Here is a 17242-nt window from a genome sequence, read left to right on the forward strand (position 1 = left end):
GCACCTCCCGAAAAGAGGTGCTTTTTTTATGGTTTCTTTAGCTTATTTGGTAAAGCGCCGGTTTGTGGCACCGGAGAATAGGGTTCGATCCCCGGAGAGACCCAAAGTTATTAAAGTGAATGGTCAGTAGTGAATTTTATTTCACAAGTGAATTAACCATTCACAATATTAAAAACAATCTCATAGCTCAATTGGTTAGAGCACCGGTCTTTTAAACCGGGGGTTGAAAGTTCGATTCTTTCTGGGATTACACGTGATGTGAATGGTCAATAGTGAATTTGTTTCACAAGTGAACTAACAAAAATTGACAGGCAAAACGATTGACAGCTGATCATTCACATTTCAATGATTTCGTAGCACAATGGATAGAGCATGGGTTTTCTAAACCCAGGGTTACAGGTTCGAGTCCTGTCGAGGTCACAAAAGGAGGGTAGGCAAATATTGGTTTGTTGTGGCTTACTGCTAATGAGTTCTAAGACAGTAGTGAAGGTTCAATTCCTTTGCTCTCCGCAAAAATGGTCTATTGAGGTAATGGCTAACCTGTCCGACTGTCTCTTGGGCACTGCGAGTTCGATTCTCGCATAGACCGCAATGATTCACGGAGATTTCTGACCCGACTGTCTCTCGGAGAAGAATTGAAGTGGATCTGAAAACTGGAAAGATAACGGTGGTTGTTTACCCGTCTTGGACGCGGGAGGTCGCAAGTTCGAATCTTGCTTTCCAGACGAAAAAGTGAATGGTTAATAGTGAATTTTGTTTCACAAGTGAATTTTTAAAAAAAATTGACAGTGAGGCGAATAATATTGACAATTCATAAATTAAAAACGATTTCGTAGCTCAATGGTAGAGCGTTGGCCTGTTAAGCCAATAGTTGAAAGTTCGAATCTTTCTGGAATCGCAATAACTAATGTTAATTGTTTCAAAGAGAAAAGAAAAAGTTTGTCGAGAGCAGAAGATCTTTAAGCCAAAAACACGATATAATATAGACAGGCTTTTTCTTGACTCAAAAACTATAGGGGTGAAAGATGGAGGGTTAACATAATATAAATTTTTAGGTAAATAAAGCTTGTCAAAAGCGCAGAAGTTCTTATATCAAACAAAAATTAAGACAGGCTTTATTTTTTAAGATTAGAAATTAGAGGTTAGAAATAGTTTAAAAAATTACTCATTACTAATTGCTGATTACTTATAAAAACGATGGTTCGCCGAAGTGGAAGAGTCGGGGCGGTCTGCAAAACCGTTGTGAAAACTGAGTGGGTTTGAATCCCATAACCATCTCAAATAACTAAAATGAGATTAGTTCCGAAGAAAAATAAAAGTTTGTCGAGCGTAGAAGTTCTTATATCAAACTAAAAAAATAATGACAAGCTTTGTTTTTCTTCACAAAATTTAGAGTTAAAAGTTAATTGGAAAAATTACTCATTACCATTACTTGTTACTCATGAAAAGGGAAGTACGCCGAAGTTGGAGAGTCGGGGCAGACTGTAAATCTGTTGCTTTATTGCTGAATAGGTTCGAACCTATTACTTCCACAAAAACCGCTGATAATGTAATGGCAGCATGCAGGAAATGTACTCTTGTTGTTTAGGTTCGATTCCTAGTCAGTTTGTTTTAATTGCTCTATTCGTCTAACGGTTCAGGACGCCTGCCTTTCGAGCAGAAAATAAGGGTTCGATTCCCTTATAGAGTACAGAATATAAGTAATTAGTGATGTGCAATGGGTAATACTCAAAACTCATAATTTATAACTCATAACTCAAAAAACTGATTCATAGTGTAATTGGTCAGCACATAAGACTTTGACTCTTGTTGTTTAGGTTCGAGTCCTGATGAATCAACAAAAATTGCTTCGATAGTGTAATGGCAGCATCTCAGTCTCCAAAACTGATGGTAATTGGTTCAAATCCAGTTCGGAATGCAGAAAAATGGATGGTCAATAATTAAAAATTGACGATTCACAACTAACAAATTGAAATTTAAACAAAACAAATTTAAAACATGTAGAAAAAATGGAAACGCAACAACAAACATGGCAAAACATGACTGGAAAAATTTTCCATAATGCTATCACACAATTGGTAGAAGAAGCCATCATCCGCGAACAGGCCAACGGTCACCGACTGAAAGTTTGCGTGGGTTCAGATTCACACGTTTATGGTGACACCATTAATTATGCCACGGCAGTAGTCATTATTCGTGAGGGAAAAGGAGCGTTTACTTTTATCAGAAAAGAAAGAGAAATACAGAGTATCAGTATCAAAGAGCGAATGCTGAATGAAGTGAACAAATCCGTAGAAATTGCCTATGCAATTTGCTCTATTTTGGAAACTTATGATGTGGAAATGGAGGTGCACGCAGACATTAATACCGATCCGGATTTCAAATCCAACGTCGCTTTGAAAGATGCAATGGGATATATTCTGGGAATGGGATATGTGTTTAAAGCAAAACCTTATGCTTTCGCGAGTTCTAATTGTGCTGATATGATGGTGTGATAAACTAAATAAAATGAAAACAACAGATAATATATTAATCATAGACCTCGAAGCTACATGCTGGGATGACCGGCCGCCAAAAGGTCAGGAAAATGAAATCATAGAAATAGGGGTTTGTATTATGGATGCAAAAACGGGTATGGTTTCTAAAAATGAAGGGATTTTAGTAAAACCTCAATATTCAAAAGTAAGTCCATTTTGTACGGAACTGACATCCATTACCCAGGAAATGCTTGATAATGACGGTGTTTTACTAGAAGATGCATTAGATATTTTGAGAGTAGAGTACGATTCAGAAAATTTGACATGGGCAAGCTATGGAAATTATGATTTGAATATGCTTCAAAACCAGTCAAGGAAATTCAATGTAGATTATCCATTAAGTGGCGATCATATTAATGTAAAAACATTATTTGGACAATTACATCCAACCGTAAGAAAAAGTGTTGGAATGGCGAGAGCTTTAAATGAATTAAATCTTACCTTAGAAGGCACCCATCACAGAGGTGTGGACGATGCAAAAAATATCGCGAAGATTTTACATTGGTGCCTGAAGCAATATAATACTTAACTGGAAGTTTATTGTAAACATAAAGCCGACGAATTGTAAATCCTCGGCTTTAAAGAAAGTATATAAAGAAATATTATACGGTTCAGAAACAAATGATAAAAAAAGGCAATATTAAATTTTAATATTGCCCTTTTCATTAAAAATTTTTTTTCATCTGTGTTTTTAGTTTTTTGTCAAAACCAAATTCAATTGATTAGTTTTTTTTTCATTTGTGTAATTACTTTTATATCAAAGTTGGGGCGAAATTAATTGATATAAAAATTTTTCATCATTTGTGTTTAGTAATTGTTTGATAATTTTTTGTGATCAATTTTACTGATACAAATAGAAGCAAAATTCGTACAAGAACAAAAAAAACGATATACCATTTGAATACTATCTTTATTTAATGATTTGATTTTCAATAATATAAATTTCATTAAATGGTCTATTTTCTTACGTTTTTATAGACTCGAAAAATAATCTTCTTGTAGTAATTTCTTTAATTCAATTAATATTTCTTTTAATTACTGTTTAATTTTTTTAATTTTTCTTTCTATATAGACAAACAAAAGATCTAAGCTGACTCTTAGATCTGATTAATTGTTTTTGTTAAAAATATGTTTTAATCTCAACTTGTCTTCTTGTTGGTTAAGTTCCGAAGCCAAATACCCATATCCTGTTCAGTAGGAATAAGGAATTTTTTCCTGAGATTTTGTTTTCTGTTCCGTACCGTGTTTATAGACTTATATGTATAATCTGCAATATCTTTGATAGTAAAACCTAAAAATGTATAAGCACAAAGAATCAGCTCTGAAGTTCTGAGTCCCGGGCTATATTCCATAAGTTTTTTCTGAAAATCGGGATAAACTTCCTGGAAACGGAAATAAAATGACGGATCATTTTTCTTGGCAAGATCAATCACTTCATTATAAGCATCATTTACTTTCAGCTGAAGCTCTTCTGTTTCCACTGTTTTTTGAGAAATAATTTCCTCTTTTTCCTGCAATGTAGAGTGAACTTCGGTGAAAAGAGTTTCCTTATGCTTTAGATTTTTTCTTAAAATATTAAAAACAACAATAAAAATTATTATCAAAAGCAAGATTCCGGCAGAAATCCAGATATATTTTTTTCTTTTAGAATGTTGATAGTTATTTTCCTGATCATCAATTATAATATTAAGTGCATAATCCATGCTTTTACTTCTGTCTGATGCTATTTTGTTTTCTTCATTGATGTAAATAGTTTCGTATTCACTTTGTTTATTTTTATCACCAAGAATGCCATATATTTCTGAAATATTCTTGTACAGAGAATTGAAAGGAGCCATATTAATAGAATGTTTTTCTATATTTTGGATGGCCTTTACATAGTAGTCCAGGGCAAGATCATATTTTTTTTGATTTTTATAATAGTTGCCAAAAATCATGTATTGCACAAACAGAATAGGATCTTCATATTTTAGTTTTAATTCATAGCTTTTCTGGTAATAATAGAAAGCGGAATCAAAATCTTTTTTTTGAGAAAAAGCATTTCCTAAAGCAATATAATGCTCCGAGAAAGAATTATAGGCTTTATTTTCATCTAATTTTTTAAGCAGATTACCGGATAATTTATAATAGATAAAAGCAGAATCTAATTTATTTCTATCAAAATAGCGATTTCCAATATTGCCATAAGTTCTTGCAACAACACGTATGGAAGCAGTATCTTTTTTATCCTTTAAAAGTTTTATAATGCTAAGTTGTTCCCGTGAGCTTTGAGATTTTAAGGATAAAACATAGAAATTGTATGATTTTATTTCTTTTAATTTCGCCTGGAGAAGAATATCATCTTGAGTATATTTTTGATCAAAGGTTTTTTGTATAAAAGATAAGCTTTGTTTCTGTAGTTCCAGACATGATAATGCTCTGGAGATAAGGTAGCTGCTTTCTGCGATTCTCTTGGAATCACCTGTTTTTTGAGCTAGAAGATTAGCTCTTTTTGCAATCTGTAATTCTTCGAAATCTTTATATTCTGCATGTCTTTTTTCAGATATGTTGAGAAGTTTGTCAATTTCTTTCAGTTGTTTATTCTGGCAAAATACCAGATTTGAAAACAAAAATATAAGCAATATAATGCTGCTTTTATAAAAAGTAGGTAGTTTTTCCATACTAACTTTCGCCCCTAAAGTTAAAATAATGAATAGATTAATAAAACTACAAAAATAGGATTGTTAATTGGAAAAAAATAAAAATACTTTCATTTTAACTTATTTTCTTATTATAATGAATAATTTTTATTGGAAATAATAACTTAATATAATTTTTTATTAGCATATTGATAAATTTTGTAGCAGGAATTAATAGTTTATTGTCAAAACAAAAAAACAGAATAAGTAATATGCATGATATTACCCATTCTGTGAGTTCCCTTATTGTGAGTTTTGCTTTTAATTGTTATCCCTCTTCAGTAGCTTAAGTCAGGAATCAAGTCGGGACTTTTGGGGCTTTCCCGACATTGAATTCCATTCTTTCATTTGTGTTTTTACTTTTTCTTCAGCATTTGTGTGTTTTGTAATGAATTTATAAAGGAACTTTAAAGTTTTCCAGCATAAATTTCATTGTATTTCATTTGTGTTTTTCCATTTTTTAATGCTTAAGTCAGGAATCAAGTCGGGACTTTTGGGGCTTTCCCGACATTGAATTCCATTCTTTCATTTGTGTTTTTACTTTTTCTTCAGCATTTGTGTGTTTTGTAATGAATTTATAAAGGAACTTTAAGGTTTTCCAGCATAAATTTCATTGTATTTTCATTTGTGTTTTTCCATTTTTTAATGCTTAAGTCAGGAATCAAGTCGGGACTTTTGGGGCTCTCCCGACATTGAATTCCATTCCTTTTCATTTGTGTTTACTTTTTTTCAACATTTGTGCTTTGTAATTGAAATTTACGTCGGGAATTCTTTGGGGCGTTCCCGACATAGAATTTCATTTTTTCTCATTTGTGTTTTTTGTGTCAAACCTTCTGTAATTTTAAATCGTTTAAATCTTTTAGATAAAAATAATTTTTGATTGCTTATTGATTTCTGGTACAAAGGGAAACAAATTTCATGAAAAGACAAAAAAAATAGTATACTATTTATATACTATTTTTGTTTAACTGTTTGATTTTAAGGAAGATTGATTTGTTTCAACTTTTATTGTCGATTAAATTTCTTAACCAAATACCCATATCTTGTTCACCAGATAAACCAAACTTCTTTCTGAGATTTTGTTTTCTGTTCCGTACGGTGTTGACAGATTTGAAAGTATAGTCTGCAATATCCTTAATATTAAACCCTAAAAATGTATAGGCACAAAGAATCAACTCTGATGTTCTAAGCCCCGGACTGAATTCCATAAGTTTTTTGTGAAAATCCGGATAAACTTCCTGGAAACGGAAATAGAAGGAAGGGTCGTTTTTCTTAGCCAGTTCAGTTACTTCATGGTAAGCGTCATTTACTTTAAGCTGAAGTTCTTCTGTTTCTACCGTTTTTTGAGAAATAATTTCTTCTTTTTCCTGCAATGTAGAGTGAACTTCGGTGATAAGGGTTTCCTTATGCTTTAAATTTTTCCTTAAAATATTAAAAACAACAATAAAAATTATTATTAAAAGCAGAATTCCTCCTGTAATCCATGCATACTTTTTATTCTCTGATTTTTCAAGCTCTTTTTCTTTGTCTTTCAAAATCATATTTAAAGCATACTCTATATTACGGTTTTGCTCTTCAAGAATTTTATCATCTGTTTGTTTTTTTAGATTTTCATACTCTTTTTGCTTTTTATAGTCTCCTAATTGTTTATATAAAAATGAGATTTGAGCGTAAATATTACTAAAATATCTAAGATCAGATGTATATTTCCGCATATTCTCATAAGCTTTGAGATAGTATTCCAACGCTTTATTGTATTGTTTTCCTTCCTGATAATAGAACCCGAACATATAATACTGCTCGTATAATACAGGATCCTTGTACTTTTGTTTAAATTGATAGCTTTTTTTATAATAATAAAGCGCAGAATCTGATTTTTTTTCTTGCAAATACATATTTCCAAGATAATTATAGTGTTCACAAAAAGCCAAATAATGCTTGTTTTCAGGTAATTTTTTTAGTTCTTGCTTTTGTAGGTTTAAATAAATTAATGTGGAATCAGTATTGGGAGTATTTTGTGCAAGATTTGCGTAAATTCTTGATCTGATTTCTACCGCTTCTTCACTGTTATTATTTTCCAATAAAGAAAAAGCCGTCTTGAATTCTTTTTTACTCTGTGAATTTAAATTTAATGACCTATACAGATAAGCTTTCAACTCTTCAAACAAAGCTTTCTGAACAGGATTTTTTGAGAGATATTTCTCAGAATCCATTCTTTCTACATAAGAAAGACTCTCTTTTTGAAGCCCAAGATTGAATAAGGACCGGGCGATATAATAGCTGCTCGTTACTTTTCTTTTATCATCCCCAATTTTTTCTGCTAAAATGTGGGCTGATTTTGCGGTCTTCAATTCATCAATATCCTGAAATTTTTTATTGAAATTATCAGCCTTGAGAAGTAAATTATCAATTTCCTGCAAATGCTTGTCCTGACAAATTGCCAGATTTGATAACAAAATGATAAGCAATAAAATGCTGCTTTTAAAAAAAGTAGGTAGTTTTTCCATACTAACTTTCGCCCCTAAAGTTAAAATTATGAATAGATTAATTAACTACAAAAATAAGGTTGTTAATTGGAAAATAAATAAAAATATACCCATTTTAATTTATTTGTTCATTGTAATGAATAATATTTGTTAATAAATAATAATGTATTGTAAGTTTTTCTTTATAAATTAATAAAATAATTGTGCGGAAAATTGTTATAGCTGTGTTTTGTCACAATTAAAAACAAAAATGGATAATATATGTGTTATATTATCCATTTCTTCCCTTATTATGTTTGTCTTTTAATTGTTATTTCTAATCATTTGTAGTTTAAGTCAGGAATCAAGTCGGGACTTTTGGGGCTTTCCCGACTTTGAATTCCATTCTTTCATTTGTGTTTTTACTTTTTCTTCAGCATTTGTGTTTTTCAATAAAGTTTAAGACAGGATTTAAATGTTTCCAGCATAAATTTCATTGTATTTTCATTTGTGTTTTTTCATTTTTTAATGCTTAAGTCAGGAATCAAGTCGGGATTTTTGGGGCTTTCCCGACATTGAATTCCATTCCTTTCATTTGTGTTTTACTTTTTCTTCAGCATTTGTGTTTTTCAATAAAGTTTAAGACAGGATTTAAATGTTTCCAGCATAAATTTCATTGTATTTTCATTTGTGTTTTTCATTTAATGCTTAAGTCAGGAATCAAGTCGGGACTTTTGGGGCTTTCCCGACATTGAATTCCATTCCTTTCATTTGTGTTTACTTTTTTTCAGCATTTGTGTTTTTTAATTGAAATTTACGTCGGGAATTCTTTGGGACGTTCCCGACATAGAATTTCATTTTCTCATTTGTGTTTTTGTGTCAAACCTTTCGGCAATTTTTTAAATCGTTTTAAATCTTTTTAGAAAAAAATAATTTTCAGATTGCTTGTTGATTTCTGGTACAAAGGGAAACAAATTTCATGAAAAGACAAAAAAAATAGTATACTATTCATATACTATTTTTATTTAACTATTTGATTTTAAGAGAGATTGATTTGTTTTAGGTTTTATCATCGATTAAATTTCTTAACCAAATACCCATATCTTGTTCACCAGATAAACCAAACTTTTTTCTGAGACTTTGTTTTCTGTTCCGTACCGTGTTCACAGATTTGAATGTATAATCTGCAATTTCCTTTACATTGAAACCTAAAAATGTGTACGCACAAAGAATCAATTCTGAAGTTCTGAGTCCCGGGCTATATTCCAAAAGTTCTTTCTGAAAATCAGGATACACTTCCTGAAAACGAAAGTAAAAAGAGGGATCATTCTTTTTGGCAAGCTCTATCACTTCATTATAAGCATCATTTACTTTAAGTTGAAGTTCTTCTGTTTCCACCGTTTTTTGAGAAATAATTTCTTCTTTCTCCTGCAATGTAGAATGAACTTCAGTGATAAGGGTTTCCTTATGTTTTAAATTTTTCCTTAAAATATTAAAAACAACAATAAAAATTATTATTAAAAGCAGAATTCCGCCAATAATCCAAATGTATTTATTGTTCTCAGTTTTTTTATGCTCTTCTTCTTTATCTTTTAAAATAATTTTAAGTGCATGATCTACGTTAGCACTTCTTTTAGACTGTAGATTGTTTTGAAGATCAAGATAGATTTTTTTGTATTCGTTACTTTTTTCGGTATTTCCCAGCTTTTCATATTGTTCGGCGATTTTTTTATATAAATCATTGTTTACAAAATGATAGGGCGAAATTTTTTGTTCTTTAATATTCTGAATGGCCTTCTGGTAAAAATCTATTGCAGATTGATATTCTTTTTGTACGGAATAATAATCTCCCAAAGCCGTATAATCAAGAAAAAGAATAGGATCTTTATATTTTTGGTCTATTGCAAGACTTTTCTGATAATAATATAAAGCAGAATCAGGTTTTTTATTTAAAAATTCTGTTCCTTTATAACGATAGAAGTCAGATAATTCAAGGTGAATATCTTTTTCTGGAATTTTTTTTAATTCATTAAAGCACAATTTTGAATAATATTTTGCAGAATCCGGTTTTCCGACCCCGATATTCAAATATGTTCTTTGTAATAAAATAATGGCATCTTTACTGGTTTCGCCTTTTAGGAGCTTTACAATTCCTGGCATCTCCTTGTCAAACTGAGAGGTCAAGCCCAGTGCATAATAATCGAAGGCTTTTACTTCCTTCAACTTGGCCTGAAGTAGTTTACTTTTCTGATAATAAGGCTCTTGAGAAACTTTTTTTACAAATACAAAGCTTTCTTTTGGAAGTTCCATGAGCGCTAATGCCAATGCCATGCTATAATAAGATTCTGCAATTTTCTGAGAATTTTTGATCTCTTCAGCTACGATACTTGCTTTTTTAGCATATTGTAGCTGCTCTAAATGGTTGAAACGGCGCCTGCTGTTCTCTGCCTTCTGAAGAAGCACATCAATCTCTTCCTCTTGATGAGTCTGAGAAATAGCAATATTAGAAAATAGTATAAACAGTAATAAAATGCTGTTTTTGAATATGTTGTGTTTTTTACTTATATTAATTTTCATCTCATGGATTATAATGTAACAAAATAAAGCTATATAAATATAAAATAAAAAGTCGGCATTTACCGACTTTTATTGAATCTCTTCTTCAAATGTTTTTTTCCATTTTGCGAGAGTAGTTCTGCTTATTTTATATTTTGTAGACATATAGCTTGTTGAGAAGCCATGCTTTTTTTGATATTGTAACAATTTCAGCATTGTTTTCTTGTCATAGGTTTTCAATTTCTGGTTGTTCCTTAGACTTTCCTTAGATTGTTTAAAGACCAGCTCATTGAAATTAAGAACATCTTCCGTAGTTTTTAAATTTTTCAGAAGTGTTTGGATTTTAGGATCTTGTAACTTTTCAGGCTGATCCTGCTTCAGCATATCCTGATAGATTTTTTTATAATTGGGACGCATGTGTTTACTTTTAGTTGGTGTCGTTTTTTTGAAGCCAGCGATGCAGAGTACTTTTAGGAATAGAATATTCTTTAATAACTTCACTTTGTGTCATCTCACCGGACTGAATTCTTTTAATAATAAACTCTTTTATTTCCTGAGTATAAATATTTTTCCTGAAATAAGGAATTTTCTCAGATTTTGGATTATTATTCTTATTAATAGCTGACGGCGGTGAATATAAAATAAGATGCGAACTGTAAAGCCTGAAAAAGTCATATTCCAGCAGTTTAGACCATCTTAAAAGAAGATCTGTATCAATGGATTTGCTAGTGAATACTTTTTCAATGAATTCTTCATCTTTTTTCAGGAAATTGCACATCCTTTCCATTGTAATCTCCAATTCATCAACCCTCTCCTTAATGAATTGTCCTATATTTATTTCTTTGTATAGCATTTTTGTTAAAAACTTATTTAAAAACAACTTGCATGGAATAGGAATATTATTGAGTAAGTATAAGTAAAGGTTAATTAAAATTTTAAACTAATATCTGAAGATAAAACCAAATGCACTCTCTGATCAAGGTAAGTTCCTGATTAAGAATTAAAATGTTTATTAATTAAAGTGTAAATGTGAAGAATTTTGCGTCATAATACATCCCTCAATGCTTTGTGCGATATCCTTTGTCTCATCCTTTTCGCTTAGTAAACTTTATATCCTGACCTTTTTATAAGTATCGAATAATATATTACCTATTTAAAACTCTTTCATGCAATTTCTCTTTATGTAATTAATTATGATAGACGGCAATCTTATTTTGTAAAATATTTTAACTGATTTTTGAAAATTGGTTAATAATTTTAAAAAATAATCAATTACCCTAGATTCAAATATATAAAAAAATAGAAATTAAACCCAAAAAACAAATTAAAATTTTTTGTTAAAATATAGTTTTGGTTAAAAATAATCAGATAAATGGAATAGAGTGTGAAATATTATGTAATGCTCTGCTTTGATAAAGACGCATTATCACGATCAACATTTTGTGAATTCTTAAATATGTATTATTAACATTGTAGAAAAAAATCTAAGTGCTTACCTTTGCCGCTGAATGAAAAATACTGTTGCATTATTCGATTTTTCGAAGAAAATAAATTACAAAAACGAACTCCTTGCTGGTCTTACAGTAGCTATGACCATGATTCCGGAGTCACTTTCCTTTGCGATTTTAGCTGGGCTTTCTCCTCTAATTGGTTTGTATGCGGCCTTTATAATGGGCTTGGTTACTGCAATTTTTGGTGGCCGTCCCGGTATGGTTTCTGGTGGGGCGGGAGCTACAATCGTTGTTTTAATAGCTTTAATAAAAACCCATGGTGTGGAATATCTTTTCGCAACCGTAGTTCTTGCAGGTGTTTTTCAAATGTTGGTTGGGATTTTTAAGCTTGGAAAATTTGTAAGACTCATTCCGCAACCCGTAATGTATGGTTTCCTGAATGGTCTTGCTATTATTATTTTCATGGCGCAGGTCGAGCAATTTAAAATTACGGACGCAAACGGAGCTGTGAGTTGGCTGCATGGTTCATCTTTATATATAATGATGGGGTTAACGGCTTTGACTATTGCAATTGTTTATTTCTTTCCAAAAATAACGAAAGTTGTCCCGGCTTCTTTGGTCGCAATTGTAATTGTTTTCGGAGTCGTCCTGGGTTTTGGAATTAATACTAAAACTGTTGCAGACATCGCCAGTGTAAGCGGAAGCCTTCCGAATTTTCATATTCCGGGGATTCCTTTTTCCCTAGAAACTTTACAGATTATTTTTCCGTATGCCATAGTAATGGCGGGAGTTGGTTTGATAGAATCACTTCTCACGCTATCAATGGTCGACGAAATCACTAATTCTAAAGGGAGCGCTAATAAAGAATCCGTAGCTCAGGGCTTAGCCAATATTACAAATGGTTTTTTCGGAGGAATGGGTGGTTGTGCGATGGTTGCACAAACGCTGGTGAATCTTAATGCCGGTTCCAGAGCCAGGCTTTCAGGAATTATAGCATCAGTAACAATTTTAATTATTATTCTGGTAGGGGCACCTTTTATTGAGAAAATCCCGATGGCAGCTCTGGTTGGGGTGATGATGATGGTTGCAATCAGTACTTTTCAGTGGGTTTCCATCAGAATTGTCAACAAAATGCCAAAATCTGATATTTTTGTCGGAATTACGGTCGCGTTAATTACCGTTATTCTTCACAACCTTGCTTTGGCTGTTTTGGTGGGAGTTATTATTTCTGCTTTGGTTTTTGCCTGGGATAATGCAAAAAGGATTCGTGCAAAAAAGTATATTGATGAAAATGGAATTAAATATTATGAAATTTACGGACCGTTGTTCTTCGGGTCTGTAACGACTTTCACAGACAAATTTGATCCCGCCGATGATCCTGATGAAGTCATAATTGATTTTAAGGAAAGCCGGATTGTTGACATGAGTGCCATTGACGCCTTAGATAAATTATCAAAAAAATACAGTCAACTGAATAAAAAGCTGCATTTAAGACATTTAAGTGAAGATTGTATTCAACTTTTAAAAAATGCAGAAGCAGTTATTGAAGTTAATATTCAGGAGGACCCGACTTATAAAGTGATGCCTGGAAAGTAGGAAGGTTGCGGTGTTTTAGGGTTGAGAGTTTGAGAGAGTGAGTGATTTAAAAAAAATTGCTAAAAAATTTGCAAACCAGTAACATGCACGAGATAAAATTCACTATTGACAATTGACAATTGACAATTCACCTTAAAACCCAAACAAGGACTGCAAAATAAATTTACAGCCCTCGCTTTTTAGGTTATTAATGTATTGGCAATGAAATCCGGCACTAAAGCATAGTGTGACAACTTCATGCTGATCGAAGCTCTACCGCTCGTCAGTGTTCTCAAATCGGAAATATATCCGAAAGTTGAAGCCAACGGGATTTCTGCAGTGAAGGTTTTTCTTCCTGATTTTTCATCAATCGAAGTAATAATCCCTCTTCGTTTATTGATATCTGCCGTTACAATTCCGGTGTATTCTTCAATACTTTGAATTTCAACCTGCATGATGGGTTCCAGTAATTTCGGTTTACAACTTTTTGCAGCCGCCTTGAAACCGTCTCTTGCAGCAATTTCAAAATCAAATGCAGCAGAATCTGTACTATGAGCTGAACCGTCCAATAGAGTAACTTTCATATTTTCTAAAGGATAGCCCTTCAATGTTCCATTTTCCATTGCTTCTCTGAACCCTTTTTCTACCGAAGGAATAAATTCACCAGGAATCACACCGCCTTTAATTTGATTAATGAATTCCAAGCCGGTTTCATTATTCTCACGAGGCCCTATTTCAAAAGTAATGTCTGCGAATTGTCCGCTTCCACCATTTTGCTTGACAAGTTTTTCCCTGTATTTTCGGGTTTTTGTTAAAATTTCCCTGTAAGAAACTTTAGGCTTTCCCTGATTGATTTCAATTCCATGATTCAACCTAATCTTTTCTAAAGTAACCTCAAGATGCAATTCTCCCAAACCACTCAACAAAGTTTCACCGGTTTGTCGGTCTCTTTCAACGACCAACGATGGATCTTCTTCTTGTATTTTAGCCAAAACCAATCCGAAAGATTTTTCATCAGCATTTGTTTTCGGCTCAATCGAAACCCGGATAACCGGAGCTGGAATCGTAATGGATTCTAGCAATACGGCTTTTTCAGTTGAAGATAAAGAATCACCGGTTTTAGCATCTTTTATTCCTGTTAAGGCTACAATATCACCGGCTTTTCCTTCTTCAATGGTTAATGTTTTATCAGACTGCATTTGTAAAATCCTCGATATTCTAAAATTTTCACCAGTTCTTACATTCTGAACCGTGTGTCCTGATTTTATCTTTCCTGAATAAATCCTAAGCATTGCCAATTTACCCATGTGTTTGTCAATAACGACTTTGAAAACAAGTCCGGAAAAATTTTCTTCATCATTTCTTTCAAGCTCAATTATTTTTTCCGTTTTCGCATCTTTTCCTTTAATTGAAGGTAGTTGATTCGGGGCGGGAAAATAACTTGCAATCGCATCAAGTAACGGCTGAACTCCTTTGTTTTTAAAAGCAGAACCACATAAGACGGGAACAACTGCTCTTAATAGACAGGTTCTTTTTATGGCTTCAATCATCATTTCTTCAGAAATTTGAGCTTCAGAACTCAAGAAAGTTTCAAAAAATATTTCGTCCTGTTCGGCTAAAGTTTCTATTAATTTCATTCTCCATTCTTTGGCGTCAGCTTTATAATTTTCGGGAATTTCCTGTTCAATAATTGTTTCACCATTTTCATCGATCCAATACAAAGCTTTTTGCTTGATCAGATCAATAACTCCTTCAAAATTGTCTTCAGAACCCATCGGGATTTGTAAAGCCAAAGGAACTGCATGAAGTTTAGTTTTAATTTCATTTAAAACAGCAAAGAAATCAGCTCCCATTCTGTCCATTTTATTGATGAAGCAAATCTTCGAAATTCCATATTTTTCAGCTTGAAACCAGACATTTTCCGTTTGAGGCTGAACTCCTGAAGAAGCGCAGAAAACTGCAACAACGCTGTCTAAAACCCTCAACGAACGTTCAACTTCCACTGCAAAATCAATATGTCCTGGTGTATCAATAATGTTGATATTGAAAACATTCTGATCCTTTTTCCATTGTGTGGAAATTGCTGCAGATGAAATGGTAATTCCCCGGTTTTTCTCCTGAATGTCTCTATCCATCGCAGTATTTCCATCGTCTACGTTCCCGATTTTATGAATCATTCCTGTGTAATACAGCAATCTTTCCGTTAAAGTTGTTTTTCCTGCATCGACGTGTGCTATTATCCCTATATTTCGTGTATTGTACTTCATTTTTTTAAATTTAAATTGTTGATTTTAAGGTTGTATTGATGTTTTAAGCGTAAAGATTTCTTATCTGACTTTTATTTTAGTAAGAAATTTCTTTTTCGTTAAAAAATGAGACAGCCTTTTCGACTAAAAGCTGAAAGTAGGGTAGCAAAAAAGACCTATCTGAATAGATAGGCCTCAATATGTTTTGTTTTTAAAGGTCGATCGTTATTCAGATAAATATTTAGTGCTACCAAAGTACACAGCTCTGATAGGATTGTTTGTAATAATATTTACCATTTTTTTTGTCATTGTTTGATTGTAAATCGCTTGCAAAATTAGAAAAAATATTTAAATGGCAAAATTTTATACAATTTATCATTAAAATTACCAATAAAAAATCCGCTTCTAAATTCTTAAAAGCGGATGGGTCATTTGTTTAATCAATTTATTTTTTTAGGAATTTCAGGCTTTTCACCCCTTCAATTTCTATGAAATATATTCCCTTGGAAAGTTGAGAAACATTGATTTTCTTTTCATTAGAAATATTTCCCTGGGAAACAAGACGGCCATTAATGTCTGTTATCTTGTATTTCTGTGAAGATTTTACAGGTAAATTAATTTGTATAAAATCTCCTGCAGGATTAGGTGCGATGCTTCCAGCTGATGAAGTCCCGATTTCATTGGTAGATAAAGTGCTGCTGTATAATTGAGTAATTTCAGTAGGTGTAAGCACTCTGTTCCAAATCCCTACGTCATCAATACTAGCCACGATATTACCACCGCTTATGGCTCTTCCGATGTAGAATGGCAATGCAGCCTGCAACGTGTTTGTGTAAGAATTAGTTCCAGTCCCAACAGATGCTCCGTTTTTGTACAATTCCATGCTCTGGTTATTGAAAACTGCTACATAATGCTCCCAGTTTGATGTAGAATATGCAGGGGCATTCACCCATACCCATGCTTGACCTTGTTTGGTAGTACCATAAATGGTTTTGAAGGCGTCACATTGTACAAGCCAGATAAAATTATCTGAGGTGCCGGAACCACTCATCATGGCAACACCCTCATTATTGTTCGCTTTCATCATCCAGAAAGATACTGAGAATGATCCCGTCTGTGAGAAAGTGTAGGATAAAGAGCTTTTTGAAAGATAACCTGACCCATCAAAAGCATAAGCTGCATTAGGCATTCCGTTTCTGTCGTTTGTGAGTGTAGCTCCGGTTACGGTAAGATTATTTCCGTTTCCGCTCGAATCGTTTGCAGCTCCATTGAATCCCCACCAGGCCACAAGTCCTGAAGTTGGTACATAAGCAGGGGTCTGCGCATTGAAAAGTAACGATAATAGTACAGAAGAAAGTAGAATAATTTTTTTCATAGATAATTTTTTTAAGTTTTATAAATGTAATTATATTTTTAATTCATAATAGTTAAATTTTGTTAAAGTATTGATTATTTGATAGTTTTGTAATGTGTTTTATGTATTTGATTAAATATATTTGCATTATTTGTATTGCTTTAATATTTAATTAGTTAATAATAAGGATATCGTGTAATTTTTTCATTCTTAAGGGATATATTGTGTTAAATCCAGTTATTTTTAGCACTCTGAAGACGATAATGTTGTTGAAATCTATCTTAGATAATCAAAACTTATAAGACTTAAAATCTTAAAAAATCATAAAAAACAAGACGGTAATATTAAAAATTATATCTTTGGGAAGAATACAGAAAATT

Annotated in this window: 12 protein-coding genes and 9 tRNA genes; 13 read left to right on the forward strand and 8 right to left on the reverse strand. The window is 32.4% G+C overall.

What is annotated here, in order from left to right; all coding sequences use genetic code 11:
- Nucleotides 1–30 precede the first annotated feature (30 nt).
- From ATE47_RS00615 to ATE47_RS00655, 12 genes are all read left to right on the forward strand, one after another.
- A tRNA-His gene (locus ATE47_RS00615) sits at nt 31–103 on the forward strand.
- 73 nt (nt 104–176) lie between these two features.
- A tRNA-Lys gene (locus ATE47_RS00620) sits at nt 177–250 on the forward strand.
- A gap of 97 nt (nt 251–347) precedes the next feature.
- Nucleotides 348–420: transfer RNA gene (locus ATE47_RS00625), tRNA-Arg, on the forward strand.
- Nucleotides 421–653: 233 nt separating this feature from the next.
- Nucleotides 654–725: transfer RNA gene (locus tag ATE47_RS18980), tRNA-Pro, on the forward strand.
- A gap of 101 nt (nt 726–826) precedes the next feature.
- Nucleotides 827–898, forward strand: a tRNA-Asn gene (locus ATE47_RS00630).
- Between the two features lie 298 nt (nt 899–1196).
- Nucleotides 1197–1278 (forward strand) — tRNA-Cys (locus ATE47_RS18985).
- A gap of 163 nt (nt 1279–1441) precedes the next feature.
- The gene (locus ATE47_RS19120; protein ID WP_185097112.1) at nt 1442–1588 is read left to right on the forward strand and encodes a hypothetical protein; all 147 of its coding nucleotides are present in this window, start codon (nt 1442–1444) and stop codon (nt 1586–1588) included.
- Nucleotides 1589–1617: 29 nt separating this feature from the next.
- Nucleotides 1618–1690: transfer RNA gene (locus tag ATE47_RS00635), tRNA-Glu, on the forward strand.
- Between the two features lie 75 nt (nt 1691–1765).
- A tRNA-Gln gene (locus ATE47_RS00640) sits at nt 1766–1838 on the forward strand.
- A gap of 8 nt (nt 1839–1846) precedes the next feature.
- Nucleotides 1847–1920 (forward strand) — tRNA-Trp (locus tag ATE47_RS00645).
- 89 nt (nt 1921–2009) lie between these two features.
- Nucleotides 2010–2495: a ribonuclease H-like YkuK family protein gene (locus ATE47_RS00650; RefSeq protein WP_062160145.1), complete on the forward strand. Its 486-nt coding sequence runs from the start codon at nt 2010–2012 to the stop codon at nt 2493–2495.
- A gap of 13 nt (nt 2496–2508) precedes the next feature.
- Nucleotides 2509–3066 carry a 3'-5' exonuclease gene (locus ATE47_RS00655; protein ID WP_062160146.1) on the forward strand — a complete coding sequence of 186 codons (558 nt, stop codon included), beginning with the start codon at nt 2509–2511 and terminating at the stop codon, nt 3064–3066.
- Between the two features lie 610 nt (nt 3067–3676).
- Here the strand turns inward: ATE47_RS00655 and ATE47_RS19125 are convergent.
- The 6 genes from ATE47_RS19125 to ATE47_RS00680 all read right to left on the reverse strand — a co-directional run bounded on the left by ATE47_RS19125 (nt 3677) and on the right by ATE47_RS00680 (nt 11089).
- Complete coding sequence (locus ATE47_RS19125; RefSeq protein ID WP_062160147.1) at nt 3677–5197, reverse strand: tetratricopeptide repeat protein; 1521 nt, start codon at nt 5195–5197, stop codon at nt 3677–3679.
- Nucleotides 5198–5790: 593 nt separating this feature from the next.
- Complete coding sequence (locus ATE47_RS19130; RefSeq protein ID WP_185097113.1) at nt 5791–5928, reverse strand: hypothetical protein; 138 nt, start codon at nt 5926–5928, stop codon at nt 5791–5793.
- Nucleotides 5929–6213: 285 nt separating this feature from the next.
- On the reverse strand, nt 6214–7722 hold the full coding sequence (locus ATE47_RS00665; protein WP_062160148.1) for a tetratricopeptide repeat protein: 1509 nt from the start codon (nt 7720–7722) through the stop codon (nt 6214–6216).
- A gap of 1017 nt (nt 7723–8739) precedes the next feature.
- A complete protein-coding gene (locus ATE47_RS00670; RefSeq protein WP_062160149.1) occupies nt 8740–10257 on the reverse strand; it encodes a hypothetical protein in 1518 nt (505 codons plus the stop codon).
- A 69-nt stretch (nt 10258–10326) separates the two neighbouring features.
- Complete coding sequence (locus ATE47_RS00675) at nt 10327–10653, reverse strand: hypothetical protein (RefSeq protein ID WP_062160150.1); 327 nt, start codon at nt 10651–10653, stop codon at nt 10327–10329.
- 10 nt (nt 10654–10663) lie between these two features.
- Complete coding sequence (locus ATE47_RS00680; RefSeq protein ID WP_062160151.1) at nt 10664–11089, reverse strand: helix-turn-helix domain-containing protein; 426 nt, start codon at nt 11087–11089, stop codon at nt 10664–10666.
- Between the two features lie 655 nt (nt 11090–11744).
- On the opposite strand from ATE47_RS00680, the gene ATE47_RS00685 reads away from it, so the two are divergent.
- Nucleotides 11745–13283 (forward strand): SulP family inorganic anion transporter, encoded by a 1539-nt coding sequence (locus tag ATE47_RS00685; protein WP_062160152.1) that lies wholly within the window; start codon nt 11745–11747, stop codon nt 13281–13283.
- 179 nt (nt 13284–13462) lie between these two features.
- Here the strand turns inward: ATE47_RS00685 and fusA are convergent, their stop codons facing one another.
- Entirely contained in the window at nt 13463–15529 is a 2067-nt protein-coding gene (gene fusA, locus ATE47_RS00690; protein WP_062160153.1) for an elongation factor G, read from the reverse strand.
- Nucleotides 15530–15953: 424 nt separating this feature from the next.
- Entirely contained in the window at nt 15954–16883 is a 930-nt protein-coding gene (locus ATE47_RS00695) for a LamG-like jellyroll fold domain-containing protein (RefSeq protein WP_062160154.1), read from the reverse strand.
- Nucleotides 16884–17242 lie beyond the last annotated feature (359 nt).

The sequence above is a fragment of the Chryseobacterium sp. IHB B 17019 genome (assembly GCF_001456155.1).
In the GTDB taxonomy this organism is placed as follows: Bacteria; Bacteroidota; Bacteroidia; order Flavobacteriales; family Weeksellaceae; genus Chryseobacterium.